The organism is Bifidobacterium biavatii DSM 23969 (genome assembly GCF_000741165.1).
GTDB classification, from domain to species: Bacteria; Actinomycetota; Actinomycetes; order Actinomycetales; family Bifidobacteriaceae; genus Bifidobacterium; species Bifidobacterium biavatii.
The window spans coordinates 85,523-104,057 of sequence record NZ_JGYN01000006.1; the positions used below are offsets into that span (position 1 = coordinate 85,523).

14 protein-coding genes are annotated in these 18,535 nt (G+C 61.5%); 10 read left to right on the top strand and 4 right to left on the bottom strand.

Going from position 1 to position 18,535, the window contains the following annotated elements; all coding sequences use genetic code 11:
• Window positions 1-122: 122 nt before the first annotated feature.
• Window positions 123-674 carry a sugar O-acetyltransferase gene (locus tag BBIA_RS03195; RefSeq protein ID WP_033494262.1) on the bottom strand — a complete coding sequence of 184 codons (552 nt, stop codon included), beginning with the start codon at window positions 672-674 and terminating at the stop codon, window positions 123-125.
• A gap of 46 nt (window positions 675-720) precedes the next feature.
• Here BBIA_RS03195 and BBIA_RS03200 point away from each other — a divergent pair, with 46 nt between their 5' ends.
• Entirely contained in the window at window positions 721-1,407 is a 687-nt protein-coding gene (locus BBIA_RS03200) for a substrate-binding domain-containing protein (protein ID WP_206538633.1), read from the top strand.
• A 142-nt stretch (window positions 1,408-1,549) separates the two neighbouring features.
• On the opposite strand, the gene BBIA_RS03205 is transcribed toward BBIA_RS03200, so the two are convergent.
• On the bottom strand, window positions 1,550-2,170 hold the full coding sequence (locus BBIA_RS03205; RefSeq protein WP_033494260.1) for a TetR/AcrR family transcriptional regulator: 621 nt from the start codon (window positions 2,168-2,170) through the stop codon (window positions 1,550-1,552).
• A gap of 329 nt (window positions 2,171-2,499) precedes the next feature.
• On the opposite strand from BBIA_RS03205, the gene BBIA_RS03210 reads away from it, so the two are divergent.
• From BBIA_RS03210 to BBIA_RS03220, 3 genes are all read left to right on the top strand, one after another.
• Window positions 2,500-3,201, top strand: coding sequence for an ABC transporter ATP-binding protein (locus tag BBIA_RS03210; protein ID WP_033494258.1), 702 nt, complete (start codon window positions 2,500-2,502; stop codon window positions 3,199-3,201).
• 2 nt (window positions 3,202-3,203) lie between these two features.
• Window positions 3,204-6,617 carry an ABC transporter permease gene (locus tag BBIA_RS03215; protein ID WP_238548421.1) on the top strand — a complete coding sequence of 1,138 codons (3,414 nt, stop codon included), beginning with the start codon at window positions 3,204-3,206 and terminating at the stop codon, window positions 6,615-6,617.
• A 237-nt stretch (window positions 6,618-6,854) separates the two neighbouring features.
• Window positions 6,855-8,399 (top strand): aminotransferase class I/II-fold pyridoxal phosphate-dependent enzyme, encoded by a 1,545-nt coding sequence (locus BBIA_RS03220; protein WP_081891913.1) that lies wholly within the window; start codon window positions 6,855-6,857, stop codon window positions 8,397-8,399.
• A gap of 197 nt (window positions 8,400-8,596) precedes the next feature.
• Here BBIA_RS03220 and lepB read toward each other — a convergent pair whose 3' ends face one another.
• On the bottom strand, window positions 8,597-9,277 hold the full coding sequence (gene lepB / locus BBIA_RS03225; RefSeq protein WP_081891915.1) for a signal peptidase I: 681 nt from the start codon (window positions 9,275-9,277) through the stop codon (window positions 8,597-8,599).
• A gap of 276 nt (window positions 9,278-9,553) precedes the next feature.
• On the opposite strand from lepB, the gene gltB reads away from it, so the two are divergent.
• The 6 genes from gltB (at window position 9,554) to BBIA_RS03245 (ending at window position 17,911) form a co-directional block, all read left to right on the top strand.
• Complete coding sequence (gene gltB, locus BBIA_RS03230) at window positions 9,554-14,125, top strand: glutamate synthase large subunit (protein ID WP_033494318.1); 4,572 nt, start codon at window positions 9,554-9,556, stop codon at window positions 14,123-14,125.
• A 1-nt stretch (window position 14,126) separates the two neighbouring features.
• The gene (locus BBIA_RS03235; protein ID WP_033494256.1) at window positions 14,127-15,659 is read left to right on the top strand and encodes a glutamate synthase subunit beta; all 1,533 of its coding nucleotides are present in this window, start codon (window positions 14,127-14,129) and stop codon (window positions 15,657-15,659) included.
• Window positions 15,660-15,931: 272 nt separating this feature from the next.
• The gene (locus tag BBIA_RS03240; RefSeq protein WP_033494255.1) at window positions 15,932-16,192 is read left to right on the top strand and encodes a TFIIB-type zinc ribbon-containing protein; all 261 of its coding nucleotides are present in this window, start codon (window positions 15,932-15,934) and stop codon (window positions 16,190-16,192) included.
• A 214-nt stretch (window positions 16,193-16,406) separates the two neighbouring features.
• On the top strand, window positions 16,407-16,862 hold the full coding sequence (locus BBIA_RS14105) for a hypothetical protein (RefSeq protein ID WP_152600555.1): 456 nt from the start codon (window positions 16,407-16,409) through the stop codon (window positions 16,860-16,862).
• 107 nt (window positions 16,863-16,969) lie between these two features.
• A complete protein-coding gene (locus tag BBIA_RS13190) occupies window positions 16,970-17,428 on the top strand; it encodes a hypothetical protein (protein WP_051923712.1) in 459 nt (152 codons plus the stop codon).
• Window positions 17,429-17,911 carry a C39 family peptidase gene (locus tag BBIA_RS03245; RefSeq protein WP_051923713.1) on the top strand — a complete coding sequence of 161 codons (483 nt, stop codon included), beginning with the start codon at window positions 17,429-17,431 and terminating at the stop codon, window positions 17,909-17,911.
• A 38-nt stretch (window positions 17,912-17,949) separates the two neighbouring features.
• Here the strand turns inward: BBIA_RS03245 and BBIA_RS13195 are convergent, their stop codons facing one another.
• Window positions 17,950-18,528 carry a GNAT family N-acetyltransferase gene (locus BBIA_RS13195; protein WP_051923714.1) on the bottom strand — a complete coding sequence of 193 codons (579 nt, stop codon included), beginning with the start codon at window positions 18,526-18,528 and terminating at the stop codon, window positions 17,950-17,952.
• Between the last annotated feature and the right edge of the window lie 7 nt (window positions 18,529-18,535).

The window sequence follows — 18,535 nt, forward strand, 5'->3', positions numbered from 1 at the left end:
GAACGCATAACGAATACAAGTAATACAGATCAATGTGATCGGGTGATCCCTCGATCACATTGCAGATTGTCGCGGGTCGCGAATCGGTCTGCTGCATGCGGCCGGCCCGTCCAGCGCCGAGATCAGACGTGGCCGATGACGCGGGCCGGATTGCTGGCGACGATCGCACCGGCAGGCACGTCGTGCGTGACGATAGCGCCCGCGCCGACGATCGCGCCGTCGCCGACCGTCACGTGCTGCAGAATGATCGCACCCGCGCCGATCCACACGCGCTTGCCGATCGTGATCGGCCGGCTGACGGTGGTTGCGCGCTGCGCCGGATCCTTGAGGTGGTTGATGGTGATGAGCTGCACGTTGGGTCCGAGGAACGAGTCGTCGCCGATGCTGATGCCGCCGCGGTCCATGAGCGTGCACCCCCAGTTGATGAACACGTTGCGCCCGAGCGCGATGTTATGGCCGAAATCCGTGTAGAACGGCGGGTTGAGACGGAACGACGGGTCCACGCTATGACCGACGATCTGCTCGAAGAGTGCGTGCGTTTCGTCCGGCTCGTGCCAGCCGGTGTTCAGCTCGACGCACAGACGCTTCGTGGTGCTGATGATGGTGCCGATGACGGCGTCGTATCCGGGCTCGTGCGGGTCGACGGGTTCGCCGCCACGGTCGCGGGCGAGCAAGTCCGCGGCGGGGGAGAGCGGCGTCTCCGGTGCCCCTCCTCCGGCAATGGCTGTTGGCGCGGCGCGTGCGCTTATCGAGCTTGCCGACAAGACGGTGAGCGACGTAGCGAACCGTTCCGGAGAGGAGCTGAACGGTGAGATCGCGGTGTGCTGCGGCGAGCTGCGCGGCGTCGACTGGCTGGCCGAACGCATGGTCGCGTTTCGCGCGCGGCATCCGCATGTCAGGTTCGCGTTGTTCTCCGCGACGGCCGACGTGATGCAGGAGCGGCTGGAACAGGGACTGTCAGACGTCGCTGTGATGGGAGGGCCGATCGACGCGGAACGATTCGATTTCCTGAGCCTGCCGCAGCCGGACCGCTGGGGCGTGATGATGCGCGATGACGATGATCTGGCCGACCGAAACGAGATCACGCCAGCCGATCTCAAAGACCGGTATGTGCTGATGCAGTATCGCCCGCAGGTGCGCGGCATGCTGGACAACTGGCTCGGCGACGTACGCGACGAGATCACGGTTGCGGGCACCTACAACCTGCCGTTGAACGCGGCGATCGCGGTTCGGCATGGACTCGGCGTCGCCCTGTGCATCGACGTCGGACAGGTCGGCGAGGGATTGCGGTTCGTTCCGCTGTCGCCGTGCCTTGACGTGCCGTCGTTCGTCGCGTGGAGGCGCGGTCGCACGTTCAGTCCTTCGACCGCCGCATTCGTCGCCTTCCTGCGCGGCGATGACCGATAATCGTCCTCACGTGATCTGCGGCTTGTTCCAGTGGTCGCATGATCATTGGCGTTGACCGCAGCATTCCGTAACGTCCGGTTAGTTGTCAATGGTGGTTCAACGGTATGTCGATAGTTACCAAAACGTTGGAATCATGCGGTTTTTACCAGAGGATGTCGATGGGGGCGGTGACCTTGTTCTTTTCGATGATCAAACAGATTTCGTCGGGGGATTCCTGGCAGCCGCGGCGGATCCACAGCCAGATGATCGAGGAGACGGCGGAGACGAGGATTTCCATCGCGTAGTCGGCCGGAATGCCGTTGTAGGTGGACTGTGGTGTGGCTCCGAAGCGCTTGGCTTGCGTCATGATGAGCTTTTTGAGGACTTCCTTGAACCGATCGTACATCTGCATGTCGTTGCCGGAATTCGAGACGGCGTCGAAGAACGCGTAGTCGTTTTTCACGTAGCGCAGCGCCGCGGCGATGGCCCGCGTCTGGAACGCGTCGCACACGGACTTGCCGGCACGTGACATCACGCGGCCGTCCTCGTCGGCGTTGTCGAGGAGCAGTCCGGTCAGATCGTCGATCGCATCGTCGATGAGCTGCCGGCGCAGGTCGAATTTGTCGAGATAGTGCATGTAAAACGTGCCGCGGTTGATGCCTGCGGTGCGCGCGAGGTCGCTGACGGTGATCGCGTCGAAGCCCTTGTCCTGCACCAGCGTGGTGAAGGCGGCTTTGATCTTGGCTTCGGTCTGCGTGTTGCGTTTGCCGGTTACGGTGGCCATGTGCGTCTCCTGTGCGTGATGGCGCGGCGGTTGGGCGCCGCGGGCGGATGCTGCAACGATTATAACAACACGTTGTCTGTTTAGTGGCTAAAACGACCGTTTTCGGCAAAGTGTTTAATTTGAACAACATGTTGATAGTTGTCGGTTGACGCATACTTTTCTTCGTTCTTACCATCGAGGCAGTTAAATCAACATGTTGTTTATTCAAGGTGTTGATTGCTGGACGGATTGTGACACATGCAGCTGACGGCCTTGACTATCCGCTCCTCTGACAAGGGGAGCCAAGAAGGAAACAATGCCGACGGCGAAACACGGAAAGGCATAGGAACATGGCATACATCGAGATGGTGCACAGCTTCAAGCGGTACCACATGGGAGACACGACCATCACCGCCAACAACGACGTGAGCTTCGGCATCGAGAAAGGCGAGCTGGCGATCATCCTCGGCTCGTCCGGCGCGGGCAAATCGACCGTACTCAACATCCTCGGCGGCATGGACACGAATTCCGAAGGCCAGGTCATCATCAACGGCAGGGACATTTCGAACTACACCGCCCACCAGCTCACCGACTACCGCCGCTACGACATCGGCTTCGTGTTTCAGTTCTACAACCTCGTCGCCAACCTCACCGCCAAGGAGAACGTCGAACTCGCCTCCGAAATCGTCAAGGACGCGCAGGACCCGGTGCAGACGCTCATCGACGTCGGATTAAAGGACCGAATCAACAACTTCCCGGCACAGCTGTCTGGCGGCGAACAGCAGCGCGTCGCCATAGCACGAGCAGTCGCCAAGAACCCCAAGATCCTCTTGTGCGACGAACCGACCGGCGCGCTCGACTACAACACCGGCAAGCAAGTCCTCCAAATCCTGCAGGACCAGAGCCGCAAGAAGGGCGCGACCGTCGTCATCGTTACCCACAACTCGGCCATCGCGCCCATCGCCGACCGCGTCATCCACATGCACGACGCGCGCGTCAAATCAATCGACATCAACGAACATCCTATGGACATCAAGGACCTGGAGTGGTAACCATGACCGAGCTCACCGACTTCATTGAACCGGACGCGACGCGCCGTCCGAACTCGGACCCGCGCCGCGCCGCCAAACGCAAACGCCGTAGTGATGGCGGACTCGCTCGCAAGCACATGCTGTGGAAGGACATCCGCGTCACCCTCGCCAAATCCAAGGGCCGGTTCCTCTCGATTGTCAGCCTCATGATGCTCGGTTCGTTCGCACTCGTCGGCCTGTTCGCCACCGGCCCCGACATGCAGGCCACCGGCACCTCCTTCTACGGCGAACACAACCTCGCCGACGTGACCGTCATCAGCGACTACGGCCTCAGCAAAGACGACGAAACCATCATCCGCAACACCAACGGCGTACGCCAAGCCGAATTCGGCTACTTCAAGGACGTGACCATCACAGGCAGCAACCACAGCCTGCGCATCTACTCCAAACCGAACGCCGTCTCCGGATACCGAGTGATCGAAGGACGACTGCCAAACACCACCGGCGAAATCGCGCTCGACTCGGCCGAACGTGACCGATACGCAATCGACAGCACCGTACAGGTCACCGAACTGCCCGACATCGCCGGCGACACCATCCTCGAACAAACCAAGTACACCGTGGTCGGTTTCGTCGACGCCAGCGAAATCGTCTCCAACCTCAACATGGGCCAATCCACGGCCGGCACTGGTGAACTCGACGGCTACGGCGTGGTCGTGCCCGGCACGTTCGACTCGGACGTGACGATGATCGGCCGCGTCACCTTCAACGACACGCAACACGTCGACTACTGGACCAGCGAATACCGAGACCGCGTGCAAACGCACAAGGACATGCTCACCAAACGCCTCTCCAACCAGCCCAAAGCACGCGAAGCCTCCATACGCGAAGACCGCCGCCAGCAGATCAACAAGGCGCAAGCCAAAGTCAACGACGCGAAACGGCAACTCGCCGACGCCGAACAACAGCTCACGGACGCGAAAACCCAGATCGAAACCGCCAAGGACCAGATGACCCAAGGCGAAATCACCGCCATCGACCAAGGTTCCGCCACAGCCGCCGAACTGTCCGGCGCGCTCGCACAAATCGCCGCGGCCGACTCGCAGATCACCGCAGGCCAAACCCAGCTCATCGCAGCCACCCAACAGCTCACGCAAGGTCAGTCGCAACTCGACTCGTCATGGCAGCAACTCACGCAGGCCAAAACCCAGCTCGACGCGGCCCACACCGTCCTCGCATCGATCAAACCAGTCCTCGACACAACCGGCACGATCCTGACCGACTGGACCAACAGCGGCATCACCGGCAGCGTATACGACACCGTCAAAGCGCAATACGACAAGGCGCTCGCCGCCTACAACGACGCCGTCGCACAATACAACACCCAACTGAACACCTACCACAACGCACTCCAACAGTGGAACGACGGCGCCAAACAACTCAAAGAAGGCAGCAAGGAATACCAGCAGAACGCGGCCGCGCTCGCCGACGCGTCCAAGCAGCTCGCCGCCAAGCAGACCGAACTCGGGCAGGCCGTCTCCACCGCGCCGGCGGGTGCAACAAGCGGCAGCGCGTCGTCTGGCACCACGCAGCTCATCCAAGGCAGACGCGATATCGAAAAAGCCGAAGACCAGTACGCCGAAAAACTCCAGGAATTCAACGACGCGAAACCCGCCGCCGAACAGAAGATCAAGACAGCGGAGCATGACATCGCGCTTGCCCGCGAGAAGATCGACACGCTCGAGGTACCCGCCTATTCGATCGACGGCCGGCGCGAGGGGCTCACGTCCAACGGCTACCGCGTATACGAGATCATCGCAAACATCGTTGGCAAGCTCGCCATGATCTTCCCCGTGTTCCTCTACTTCGTTGCCGCGCTCGTCACCTTCTCCACGATGGGCCGCATGGTCGACGAGGAACGCATCAACTCCGGAACGCTCAAGGCGCTCGGCTACGGCAACGCCGATATTCTCAAGAAGTTCACGGTCTACGGCTTCGCCGCATCCACCGTCGGCACTGTCTTCGGCGTCGTCGCCGGCCACACGATTCTGCCGCTCATCGTCTACCATGCGTACCGCGACGGGTTTACCATGCCGGTCATCGAACTGAAGTTCCATCCCGTGGTTACCGTGGTTGCGTTCCTGCTCGCGTGGGTGAGCGCCGTCGTGCCTGCCATGCTCGCCGCCGCGCGCGAACTCAAAGACAAGCCGGCCGCGCTCCTGTTGCCCAAGCCGCCGGCGAACGGGTCGAAGATCTTCCTCGAGCGTCTCGGCTTCATCTGGAACCGGCTCAGCTTCACGCGCAAGGTCACTGCCAGGAATCTTTTCCGTTACAAGACGCGCGGATTCATGACGATCTTCGGCGTGATGGGCGCCGTGTCGCTGCTCGTCGCCGGACTCGGCGTGCAGGGATCGATCAACCAGATCAGCGAACGCCAGTTCGATGAGGTGATCCACTACGACATGATCGTCGCCGAAAAATCCGACGACAACGACGAACAGCGCGCCGCGGTCGCCAAGGACATGACCGACAAGGCCGTGGACGAGGCAATGCCGATCCGCTACGAGGAACTCACCAAAACCGCTGGCAAGCAGGGCGACAAGCAGTCGATCACGTTGCTCGTCACCGACGACGCGTACAACTTCAACGACTACGTGACCCTGCGTTCGCGCGTCGGCCACGAGCCGCAGATTCTCACCGACCGCGGTGCAGTCATCTCCGAACGCATGGCCTCGATGCTTGGCGCGAAGGCCGGCGACACGATCCGCGTCACCGGCGAGGACGGCGGGGAGCGTTCCGTGCGCGTCGACGGCGTGAGCGAAATGTATATCGGCCATATCATGGTCATGACGTCCGGCGGCTACGAGCACGTGTTCGGCGAGGCTTATCAGTCGAACGCCTACCTTGTCAGGCTCAAGGACAATTCCATCGCCAACGCCGAGAAGCAGGGTGCGCGGTTCATGGAGAACGACGGCGTGCGCGGCGTGGTGCAGAACACCACTATGAAGAACCAGGTCGCCACGATCGTCGACTCGTTGAACCAGATCATGGAGGTGCTCGTGCTCGTGGCTGGTATGCTCGCCGTGGTGATTCTGTACAACCTCACCAACCTGAACGTGTCCGAACGCATCAGGGAGCTGTCGACCATCAAAGTGCTCGGCTTCCATTCGAACGAGACGACCATGTACATCTACCGCGAAACCATCGTCCTGTCCGTGCTCGGCATCCTCGCCGGTTACGGGTTCGGCGCCGGACTCCACCGGTACATCATCACCGAGGTGCCTCCGGACGAGGTCATGTTCGATCCCATGCTCGGCTGGCCCGCGTTCGTGGTGCCCGCGCTGCTTGTCTCCGCGGTGCTGGCCGCGCTCGGCGTGGTCGTCTACCGGCAACTCCGGAACGTGGATATGCTCGCAGCCCTCAAGTCGGTCGACTGACAGTTCGGCTGTTGCTTCGATCCATTGAACTGCATGATTCGAACTTGGAGTCATGCTCTTGCATCAAGAAGTTCAATTCTTATAGCGCTCCTTTCGGTTCATATATTGAACCGAAAGGAGCGTTTCGTATAACCGGTACTGATAGAATGCTGAACCGTTGTCCGTGAGATTTGAACTACCGATAGACGAGAACGGGGGAGCGGCGTGGACGATTTTGCTACGCGGTTAAAAACCGCAATGAACGCGCGTCATCTCAAACAAATCGATCTCGTGCGGGCTGCACAGCAAGTCGGGGTCAAGCTCGGCAAAAGCCATGTCAGTCAGTATGTCAGCGGCAAAACCGTGCCACGCACCGAGATATTGAACTTTCTCGCGACCACGCTGGACGTCGACGAACAATGGCTGCTCGGACACGACACGACGGCGAAGACCGCAACGACACGAGTCGAACGGCATACGCCTTCATCGGCGTCCGGGAACGCGGAAGGCAGCGCCTCGGAGACCCGCACCGACCGACGCAACGAATCGTCACCCGCATCCATCCATCTGGAGGAAGAAGGAATCCCCATGCGCCAGTTCCACAAATCAACCAAGCTCGACAACGTGCTCTACGACGTGCGTGGCCCGGTCGTCGACGAGGCGGCGCGCATGGAGGAGTCCGGCATGCACGTGCTCAAGCTCAACATCGGCAATCCGGCGCCGTTCGGCTTCCGCACGCCCGACGAGGTCGTCTACGACATGGCCCGCCAGCTGACTGAGACCGAGGGTTACTCGGCCTCCAAGGGCCTGTTTTCCGCGCGCAAGGCCATCATGCAGTACGCGCAGCTCAAGAACATCCCCAACGTGGGCATCGAGGACATCTACACCGGCAACGGCGTGAGCGAGCTGATCAACCTGTCCATGTCGGCCCTGCTCGACGACGGAGACGAAGTGCTCGTGCCCAGCCCCGACTACCCGCTGTGGACCGCCTGCGTGAACCTCGCCGGCGGCACCGCCGTGCACTACACGTGCGACGAGCAGTCCGAGTGGTATCCGGACATTGACGACATGCGTGCCAAGATCACCGACCGCACGGTCGCGATCGTCATCATCAACCCGAACAACCCGACCGGCGCGCTCTATCCGCCTGAAGTGCTCCAGCAGATCGTCGACCTCGCGCGCGAGCACCAGCTCATGATCTTCTCCGACGAGATCTACGACCGACTCGTTATGGACGGGCTCAAGCACGTCTCCATCGCGTCGATGGCGCCCGACCTATTCTGCGTCACGTTCTCCGGCCTGTCCAAATCGCACATGATCGCCGGCTACCGCGTTGGCTGGATGGTGCTGAGTGGCAACAAGCACATGGCCAAGGACTACATCGAGGGCATCAACATGCTCACCAACATGCGCATCTGCTCGAACGTGCCCGCCCAGTCAATCGTGCAGACCGCGCTCGGCGGACACCAGTCGGTCAACGACTACATCGTGCCCGGAGGCCGACTCTACGAGCAGCGCGAGTACATCTATAATGCGCTCAACGCGATCCCCGGCGTCACGGCCGTCAAACCGAAGGCCGCGTTCTACATCTTCCCCAAGATCGACGTGAAGAAGTTCAACGTGCTGGACGACGAGCAGTTCGCACTCGACCTGCTGCATGACAAGCGTATCCTCATCACGCGCGGTGGCGGATTCAACTGGCAGGAGCCGGATCACTTCCGCATCGTGTATCTGCCGCGCATCGAGGTGTTGCGTGACGCGGTTGGCAAGATTACTGATTTCCTCTCGTACTATCGTCAATGAGTTCGGTGACAGTGCGTTTTGCACCAACGCATGTACATCGATAAAAGTTCAAGAAGTCGTGTCTGTTAGGCGCGGATCTGCATAGTTCAAAATAGTTCAACATGAACCTAACGAGAAGGGCGGAACGTCTTTGAACAGACGTTCCGCCCTTCTCGTTTGTTTTCGTTCGACTGTCGTTTGTATACGAATGATTGAACTTAGTTCGACGTTCCGGCATCCGGCACGTTGGCGAAGACCTCGTGATGCGAGTCGAGCACATGCATGCGCCCAACCGGCCAGAACGTGAACACGGCGACGCCCTGCACGTCGCTCAGCGGCACCTGCCCTCCGTGCGCGTCGGACTGATGCGCACGGCTATCCGCGCTGCCGGACCGGTTGTCGCCCATCACCCACATCATGCCGTCCTGCACGGTGACGCTGAACGCTTCGTCGGACGGATTCACGCCGGAGCGAAGATACGCCGACTCGTCGATCGCCTTGCCGTTCACTTCGACCGGAGCGCCGTTGCCCGCGCAGCTGACCGTGTCGCCCGGCAGACCGATCACCCGCTTGATCAGATCATTGCCCTCGCCGCTGGCCAGCCAGTGGTCCGGATCGCGGAAAACGACGATGTCGCCGCGCTGCGGCTTGATCACCTTCACCGCGGCCACGCGGTCCTTGAGCTGGATCGTGTCCAGCATGCTGCCGGACGGAATTACGTACAGGCCGATCAGGAACACGCGGATCAGCGCGAACACGACGATCGGCACCACGATCCACGGAATCAGCTCCAGCAGACTCTCCTTGCCGCCGTCGTTCCTGTCGTTCTTGTCGTTCCGGCCTTTCCGATCCGCATCAGGCTTTCGCTCGCCGTTCGCAACGTTCTCGGCATGGGTCATGTCTCGCAGCCCCGTTTCCGCCATCGCTGGCAATCGTGATATGTCGTATGTCCTGCCGAGCATCCTACTCGCAACGGTCGGTCCGTACGAGAGTCCGACGCGCTCCGCGCATGTCCGCTCGCAAAATCTCCTAAACTTGGGTCTTGACTTTTTTGCCGACTCGGTATATGGACAGCGAAACCTGTTTGACATACCTGAGCGGTACTCTGTCCTACGCACTAGCCAAAGAACCGCAGGATGTCAAGACCCTGCCAAAACGATATGAAGGTGGTTTCGGTGACTTTCCACGCCCCGCTCGATTTGAGCATACATAACAAGCAAGGTCTGTACGACCCCAGCGCAGAGCACGACGCCTGCGGCGTGGGTATGGTCACCACCCTCAACAAGCGACCCGAACGCAAGATCATCGACGACGCCATCGAAGTGCTCGTCAACCTCAACCACCGCGGCGCGGTCGGCGCCGAGGAAAACACCGGCGACGGCGCGGGCATCCTCATGAGCATGCCCGACGAGTTCATGCGCGCCACCGCGGGCGTGGAACTGCCCGAAGAGGGCCACTACGCCGCCGGCATCGCGTTCCTCGACCGCGACATCGCCACCTCCGGCCAGCAGGAGCAGGCCATCGCGAACATCGTGCGCGAGGAGGGCCTCGAAGTCCTCGCATGGCGCGTTGTGCCGACCAACCCGGACGGCCTCGGCCTGCAGGCCCTCGCCTCCATGCCGAGCTTTAAGACGCTCGTTGTCGCCTCTCCGGACGGTTCGCTCGCCGGCATCGACCTCGACCGCAAGACGTTCCGCATCCGCAAGCGCGTCGAGCACGAGGTCGGCATCTACTTCGCGTCGCTGTCGGCCCGCACCATCACGTACAAGGGCATGCTCACCACCATGCAGCTCACCCCGTTCTTCCCCGATCTGAGCAACCCGCTCATGAAGGCGAAGATCGCGATCGTGCACTCGCGCTTCTCCACCAACACGTTCCCGAGCTGGCCGCTCGCCCAGCCGTTCCGCCTGCTCGCCCACAACGGCGAGATCAACACCATCCAGGGCAACCGCAACTGGCTGTCCGCGCGCGAAGGCCGCCTGAGCTCCGAACTGCTCGGCGAGTTCAAGCCGCTGCTGCCGATCACCACGCCCGGCTATTCGGATTCCGGCACGTTCGACGAATGCCTCGAGCTGCTGCACCTCGCCGGCCGTTCCCTGCCGCACGCAATCTCGATGATGCTGCCGCCGGCGTGGGAGAACAATGACCAGCTCGACCCGGACGTGCGCGCGTTCTACGAGTACAACAACACGCTGATCGAGCCGTGGGACGGCCCGGCCGACATCATCTTCACCGACGGCACTCAGGTCGGCGCGCTGCTCGACCGCAACGGTTTCCGCCCCGGCCGCTGGCAGCTCACCGATGACGGCTATCTCGTGCTTGCCTCCGAGGCGGGCGTGCTTCCGGAGATCGACGATGAGCACGTCGTCGAAAAGGGTCGTCTGGAGCCGGGCAAGATGTTCCTCGTCGACACCGACGAAGGCCGCATCATCCCCGACGAGGAGATCAAGAAGAGCCTCGCCTCGCAGCACCCGTACCGCAAATGGGTCGAAGGCAACTCGGTCGAGATGAGCGACCTGCCGCAGCGCGAGCACGTGAGCCACTCCGGCCAGTCCGTGCAGCGCCGCCAGCGCGCGTTCGGCTACACCGAGGAGGACCTGAAGCTCCTGCTCGCCCCGATGGCCAACACGGGCAAGGAGCCGCTCGGCTCGATGGGCAACGACAACCCGCTGCCGGTGCTTTCCAAGCGCAGTCGCATGCTGTTCGACTACTTCCACCAGAAGTTCGCGCAGGTCACCAATCCGCCGCTGGACTGGGAGCGCGAGGAGATCGTCACCTCGCTCGAATCCGCCATCGGCCCGGAGCCGAACCTGCTCGAGGATTCCGAACTGCACGCTAAGAAGATCCTCATCCCGCTGCCGGTCATCAACTCCGACGAGATGGCCCAGCTCAAGAGGCTCGACAAGGCCAAGGTGCTCGGCGGCTACTACCGTCCGTTCGTCGTCAAGGGCCTCTATCAGGTCGCCGGCGGCGGCAAGGCGCTCGAGGAGCGTCTCGAGGAGATCTTCTCCGAAGTCGACGAGGCGATCGCGAACGGCAGCAACTTCATCGTGCTGTCCGACCGCGAGTCGAACCACACGTGGGGCCCGATCCCGTCGCTGCTGCTCACCGCGGCCGTGCAGCATCACCTGCTGCGCCGCCACACCCGCACGCAGATCTCGATGGCCGTCGAGGCCGGCGACGTGCGCGAAGTGCATCATGTAGCGCTGCTCATCGCCTACGGCGCGGCCTGCGTGAACCCGTACCTCGCGTTCGAGTCCGTTGAGAACCTCGCCCGCACCGGCTACCTCAAGGTCGACGCGCCCACCGCCGTGAAGAACCTCACCAAGGCGCTGTCCATTGGCGTGCTCAAGATCATGTCCAAGATGGGCGTCTCCACGATCATGAGCTACCGCGGCGCACAGCTGTTCGAAGCCGTGGGCCTCAACAAGGCGACCGTCGACAAGTACTTCACCGGCACCGTCTCCCAGGTCGGCGGCGTCGGCCTCGACGAGATCGCCGAGGAGGTTGCCATCCGCCACCGCGTCGCCTACCCGAACCAGTGGACGGCCACCCCGCACATGAACCTCGAAACCGGCGGCGAATACAAGTGGCGCCGCACCGGCGAGGACCACCTCAACGACCCGGAGGCGATCTTCCTGCTCCAGCAGTCGACCGCCCGCGGCGACTACAACATGTTCAAGAAGTATTCGGCGCACATCAACGACACGTCGAACCGCCTCATGACGCTGCGCGGCCTGATGAAGTTCAAGCACGACCGCAAGCCGATCGACATCTCCGAAGTCGAACCGGCCTCCGAGATCGTCAAACGTTTCTCCACCGGCGCGATGAGCTACGGCTCCATCTCGCAGGAGGCCCACGAGACGCTCGCCATTGCCATGAACACGCTCGGCGCGCGCTCCAACTCGGGCGAGGGCGGCGAGTCCGACGACCGCATCAACGACCCGCTGCGCTACAGCCGCATCAAGCAGATCGCCTCCGCGAGATTCGGCGTCACCTCTGACTACCTTGTGCACGCCACTGACCTGCAGATCAAGCTCGCGCAGGGCGCTAAGCCCGGCGAGGGCGGCCACCTGCCCGGTGCGAAGGTTCCGCCGTGGATCGCCAAGGTCCGCCACGCGACCCCGGGCGTCGAGCTGATCTCCCCGCCGCCGCACCACGACATCTACTCGATCGAGGATCTGAAGCAGCTGATCAACGACGCAAAGATGGCGAACCCGAAGGCGCGCATCCACGTCAAGCTCGTCTCCGAGTTCGGCGTCGGCACCATTGCGGCTGGCGTGGCCAAGTGCCATGCCGACGTGGTGCTGATCTCCGGCTATGACGGCGGCACCGGCGCGGCCCCGCTCAACGCGATCCGCCACGCGGGCACTCCGTGGGAGATCGGTCTGTCCGAGACCCAGCAGACGCTGATTCTGAACGGCCTGCGCTCCCGCATCGTCGTCCAGTGCGACGGCGAGCTGAAGACCGGCCGCGACGTGGTCATCGCCGCGCTGCTCGGCGCCGAGGAATTCGGCTTCGCGACCGCCGCACTGATCGTCGAAGGCTGCGTCATGATGCGCGCCTGCCAGAAGAACACCTGCCCGCAGGGCATCGCCACCCAGGATCCGGAGCTGCGCGCCCGCTTCCGCGGCAAGCCCGAGTCGGTCATCAACTTCTTCATGTACATCGCCGAGGAAGTGCGCGAGATCCTCGCCGAGCTCGGCTTCCGCACGCTCGAGGAGGCTGTCGGCCATGTCGAGTGCCTCGACCAGAACGAGGCCATCAAGCGCTGGAAGGCTGACGGCGTCGACCTGACCAACGTGCTCATGCAGCCCGGTCCGGTCCCCGGCACCATCCTGCACAACACCGAGCCGCAGAATCACGAGCTCGACAAGGCGCTCGACAACAAGCTCATCGAGCTTGCCCAGCCCGCGCTCGAGAACAAGGAGCCGGTGACGATCGACCTGCCGATCCGCAACGTGAACCGTACGCTCGGCACGATGGTCGGCTATGAGATCACCCGCCGCTACGGCGCCGAGGGTCTGCCGGACAATACGATCGACATGACGTTCCACGGCGCCGGCGGCCAGTCCATCGGCGCGTTCATCCCGAGCGGCGAAACGATCCGCGTGATTGGCGAAGTCAACGACTACGCCGGCAAGGGCCTGTCCGGCGGCCGCATGATCGTCCGTCCGAATGACGACGTGACGTTCGACCCGCATGAGAATGTCATCGCGGGCAACGTGACCGGCTTCGGCGCGACCTCCGGACAGATGTTCGTCGCGGGACGCGCGGGCGAGCGCTTCGCCGTGCGTAACTCCGGCGCGACGTTCGTCGTCGAAGGCGTGGGCGACCACGGCTGCGAGTACATGACTGGCGGCACGGTCGTCGTGCTCGGCCCCACCGGCCGCAACTTTGGCGCCGGTTTCTCAGGTGGCAACGCCTACGTGCTCGACCTCGACATGAACCAGGTCAACCCGGAGGGACGCCGGAACGGTTCGCTGCTGTTCCAGCCACTCGATGAGACGACCGCGCCGGTCGTGCGCGATCTGGTCGAGCAGCATGCCAAGGAGACCGGCTCCAAGTTCGCCAAGGAACTGCTCGAGAACTGGGACGAGAACGTGCTGCGCTTCACCCGCGTGGTGCCCGAACACTTCCTCGCCATGACCGCGGCCATGAAGCAGGCCGAAGAGGACAACATCGATTTCAATGCGCCCGGCGCCTGGGAACAGGTGTACGAGCACGTGATGGAAGGAGCGCGCTGACATGGGAGATCCTCGTGGATTCCTGAAGGTCCGTACCCGCCGAGAACTCGCCGAACGCCCGGTCGCCGAGCGTATCAAGGACTGGCTCGACGTGCACGCCGAATCCGGCCTGCAGCCGTGGACCACCGAACAGGCGGCCCGCTGCATGGACTGCGGCACCCCGTTCTGCATGACCGGCTGCCCGCTCGGCAACATCATCCCCGAATTCAACGACCTCGTGCGTCAGGAGAAGTGGGAGGACGCGTACAACCGCCTGTCCACCACCAACAACTTCCCCGAAGTCACCGGCCGTATCTGCCCGGCCCTGTGCGAGCAGGCCTGCGTGCTCGGCATCCACCAGCCGCCGACGATGATCAAGAACGACGAGTGCACGATCATCGATCAGGCGTGGGATCTCGATTATGTCAAGCCCCTGCCGCCGCAGCGCCTGACCGATCAGACGGTCGCGGTCGTCGGCTCCGGCCCCGCGGGCCTCGCCTGCGCCCAGCAGCTGACCCGCGCCGGCCATACCGTCGTCGTCTATGAGCGCGACGACGCGATCGGCGGCCTGATGCGTTACGGCATCCCGAACTTCAAGCTCGACAAGCGACTGCTCGACCGCCGCGTCAAGCAGATGGAGGCCGAAGGCACGCGCTTCCGCACCGGCGTGGAGATCGGCAAGGACATCACGTGGGACGACCTGCGCTCCCGCTACGATGCCGTCGTCGTCGCGATCGGCTCGCGCGTGCCGCGCGACATGAAGCTGCCCGGCCGCGAGCTCAAGGGCATCCACTTCGCGATGGACTTCCTGCCCGACGCGACCCGCCGCGTGTACGGCGTCAAGCCGGTCAACGACATCACCGCCAAGGACAAGCACGTCATCGTCATCGGCGGCGGCGACACCGGCTCCGACTGCCTCGGCACGTCTATCCGCCAGGGCGCGAAGGACGTGACCGTGCTGCAGATCATGCCGAAGGAGCCGAGCCAGCGACCGGACAACCAGCCGTGGCCGACGTTCGCGCGCCTCTACCAGAAGACCTCTTCGATGGAGGAGGGCGGCACCTACATGTACAGCACCGATTCGGTCAACTTCATCGGCTCCGAAGAGGAGCAGGCCAAGGTGCATGTCGAGAACTCGACCGCGACCGAAGGCTTCATCGCCGACGAGAATGGCCATGTGACCGGTCTGCGCGTCGTCGACGTGGCGCCGGGGGAGAACGGCCCGTTCACCCGCCAGCCCGGCACCGAACGCGTGCTGCCTGCCGACCTCGTGCTCATCTCCGTCGGCTTCCTGCACCCGGACACCGCCTCGCTCATGGATCAGCTGCCGGTCGAGCTCGACAAGCGCGGCAACGTGGCGCGTAACGACAAGTTCGCCACCTCGCAGGACGGCGTGTTTGTCGCCGGCGATGCGGGCCGCGGCCAGAGCCTCGTCGTGTGGGCGATTTCGGAGGGACGCTCCTGCGCCGCCGCTGTGGACGAGTACCTGACCGGCTCGACCGAACTCCCGGCACCGATCGTCGCCTCCCAGCGTCCGATGGCGCTGCCGCGCTGACGCCGACGGATATACGGATATATATGGCATATGGCCCGTTCTCTTCGCATTGAAGAGAACGGGCCATTGCCGTTTGACCGTGCACGTGTTGTTGCCAACGATGGCTGCGTTTGGGATTTGTCCATTCGTATGAGGACGCGCGGCGTAGCGACCGGCCGAACGTCATATCGTGATACGCACGAAGATGATTCGCACAAATAACGCGATAATGGAACACATGAGATCCGATTCAAAGCGGAGCGGATCGATTTGATTATTCACAAGGAGGAACAATGAATCTGAGAACATGGCAGGCACTGTACAATTCCCTTATTGCTTTGGGAATAGTAATGCTTGTAGTTGCGATCCTCATCAATGAGCGGCACGTGGTGATCATGATTGTTCTTGGTATTGGAGGATTGGTCATTGCGATTGCCGGGTTTATTCTCCAGCTTATATTTTGGAAATGCCCTCACTGCGATAAACATCTTCCCACTACAGGTACCTTCGGTATGATCCGTTGCCCGTATTGCGGAAATGATCTTTTTAAATAGTGGGAGAGTGGCTTCATTCTTGTGAATGAAGCCACTCTTTGCCGTGTATTAAGTTGATTGCTAATGGATTAGTATAAATTATGTGGCAGGGAGTATTGGTTTTTTTTTTATTGGAATAATTGCATTGTGACAATATTGAATGGTCTGGTGGGCGCAATAAAGGTGTAAACATGGTGAACTTGAATGAGTCAAAAATAAAAAGTTTTATTTTTGTATGTCCTCCATAACTATCTTATCTTTCTTGTTAAATTGGCTGACCATAATAAGCCCGACGATTGAAATCAACGGGATAAATTTTATTCGGGTTCTCCTTCTTGTACTCATTCCATTTCATCCGCCGGCGTTTGGCATCGCTGCTGCAGTTACTTCCATTACTGCTTATTGTTTTCCTGGGAATTATTTAGGGACGTATTATCTTTCGGCTGAGCCGATTTATTGTCCTGTGCGATATTTTGGGCAAAGAAATCAGGAAATTAAAGCCGTCGATTTTATTATTGGTGATTCTTTACATTACTGGTATATTCTCTTCTTTTTTATCTTTGGAGTTTATTTCTTCAATTTGCTTTACTTTGCAGCCTCTGGTCTTCTTTTGGGTTATTGGAACGCTAAAATGGGAGTGCACAGCCGCGCCGAAGCCATCCGCATCTGCGTCCGCGAGCATCTGCTCTGACGGCAATGTCGTTGCGGATACACCCCGTCCACGTATCGGGCGCGATTAGCTGGCGTGGCGCATGGACGCGGTGGATACCCTGGATATATAAGGGAAGGCGGTGCGCGATGAAGCGACGTGAACTGACCGTGATTATTGGCTTGCTGGCTGTCGCGTCGATGATGACGGCAGGCGGTGTGGCGTGGCACGCGGGGATGACCGGTACGAATCATCACGCGGCTCAGACGACGCCGTCGCCGCGGCGCGCGACCGAATCGAATCATGATGATCTTGACAGAACCAACGTGCCGCCGACCGAAGACATTCGCGCGGGGGATGTGAAGAATGCCACGGAACTGGTCGATCCGAGCGTGCTTGCAGGACTGAACATGGTCGTGGATGATTCGTATCCCGGCGACGCATGGTTCCGCGCAGCCAGTGGAGGGAAAACCACTGGTGCGCTGGACGAAGCCGCCCGACCATCGTCATCGGACGGTCAGGCGACGACGGGTGCGGTGAGCATCCGTCTCGACGTGCCGCAGAGCGTGCAGGAAACCGGGTACTGGTGCGTGCCGGCCGCCGTGTAGATGGTATTGCGGTATCGGGGGATCGACGTCAGCCAATCCGTACTCGCCGACGACATGAACGCCGATCCGCGGACCGGTACCGAATACGTCGATCTGGCGCGCGTCGTCAACAGGTATCTGTTCGGCGTCGACGACGCGAACCCGAACGATGCCGGTTATCGTGTGCAAACCATGGAAATCGGTGACACGGATCCCGCGACGGCCCGCACGTTCGCCGAACGCGCGACGGCCGATCTGGACAACGGCGACCCGGTGTTCACAGCCATCGACGTGCACGCGCTCTACCCGGCGTTTAGCCACGCCAACCACATGATCGTCATCACCGGATACGACGCCGACGCCAACGGCACCGTCACGCGTTGGACGTACCGCGACCCGTGGTATCGGGTGCAGGACGAAACGAGAGACGGCCTGAAGACGGTGACCGCCGACGCGCTGATCAACGCGATCATATCCAACGAGGAACCGGCCTACGTGTGGTGACGAAGGCCCGCGCACGCGCCGGTCCGTCCGCTGACGATTTACTGGTCGAATGCATTCAGGTCGATCCAATACCGGCGAACGTCGGGGAATCCGGGGTGTGGCACGACGCTTTCGAGAACTCCGTGGTTGCGTTCGATCACTTTCGCCGAGACTGCGTTGGGTTGGTTGCAGGTGATCAGGATGCGGTCGAATCCGAATTCCCGCGCCTTGAGCAGGGTGAGGCGCAGTATTTCGTTGGCGTAGCCGCGGCCGCGCGCGGACGGTCGGACGCTGTATCCGATCCGTCCTGCGAAGCGGTCGATGAAATCATTCGTTTCCAGACGCAGGTCGGAGATGCCGACCACGCGTCCGGTGCCCTCCGAGCGGCTCCGGTCGGCGAGAGATCGTCCGCCGGCTGAGGCGGCTGGGATGGCCGTGGTTTCGACCGCTAGGTACACGGCTTCCTTTACGGTCCCGTAGTGCGGCGGGTAGGTGCCGGCGAGCCAGCGGCGGTAGTCGTCGGCCTGTTCCAGTCCGCGTCCGCCGCTGACGCGTTCCCCGCGTTTGATGAACTCCGCGCGGAACGCCATGACGGTGTCTTCGTCGGCAAGGGTCGGTTCGATGAGTGTGAGTGCCATGTCCCGT

Excerpts from the sequence above, each read along its gene's own strand:
- BBIA_RS03200 (WP_206538633.1), top strand. The coding sequence starts at position 721 with ATGGCTGTTGGCGCGGCGCGTGCGCTTATCGAGCTTGCCGACAAGACG.
- BBIA_RS03205 (WP_033494260.1), bottom strand. The coding sequence starts at position 2,170 with ATGGCCACCGTAACCGGCAAACGCAACACGCAGACCGAAGCCAAGATC.
- BBIA_RS03210 (WP_033494258.1), top strand. The coding sequence starts at position 2,500 with ATGGCATACATCGAGATGGTGCACAGCTTCAAGCGGTACCACATGGGA.
- BBIA_RS03215 (WP_238548421.1), top strand. The coding sequence starts at position 3,204 with ATGACCGAGCTCACCGACTTCATTGAACCGGACGCGACGCGCCGTCCG.
- BBIA_RS03220 (WP_081891913.1), top strand. The coding sequence starts at position 6,855 with ATGAACGCGCGTCATCTCAAACAAATCGATCTCGTGCGGGCTGCACAG.
- lepB (WP_081891915.1), bottom strand. The coding sequence starts at position 9,277 with ATGACCCATGCCGAGAACGTTGCGAACGGCGAGCGAAAGCCTGATGCG.
- BBIA_RS03235 (WP_033494256.1), top strand. The coding sequence starts at position 14,127 with ATGGGAGATCCTCGTGGATTCCTGAAGGTCCGTACCCGCCGAGAACTC.
- BBIA_RS03240 (WP_033494255.1), top strand. The coding sequence starts at position 15,932 with ATGAATCTGAGAACATGGCAGGCACTGTACAATTCCCTTATTGCTTTG.
- BBIA_RS14105 (WP_152600555.1), top strand. The coding sequence starts at position 16,407 with ATGTCCTCCATAACTATCTTATCTTTCTTGTTAAATTGGCTGACCATA.
- BBIA_RS13190 (WP_051923712.1), top strand. The coding sequence starts at position 16,970 with ATGAAGCGACGTGAACTGACCGTGATTATTGGCTTGCTGGCTGTCGCG.
- BBIA_RS03245 (WP_051923713.1), top strand. The coding sequence starts at position 17,429 with ATGGTATTGCGGTATCGGGGGATCGACGTCAGCCAATCCGTACTCGCC.
- BBIA_RS13195 (WP_051923714.1), bottom strand. The coding sequence starts at position 18,528 with ATGGCACTCACACTCATCGAACCGACCCTTGCCGACGAAGACACCGTC.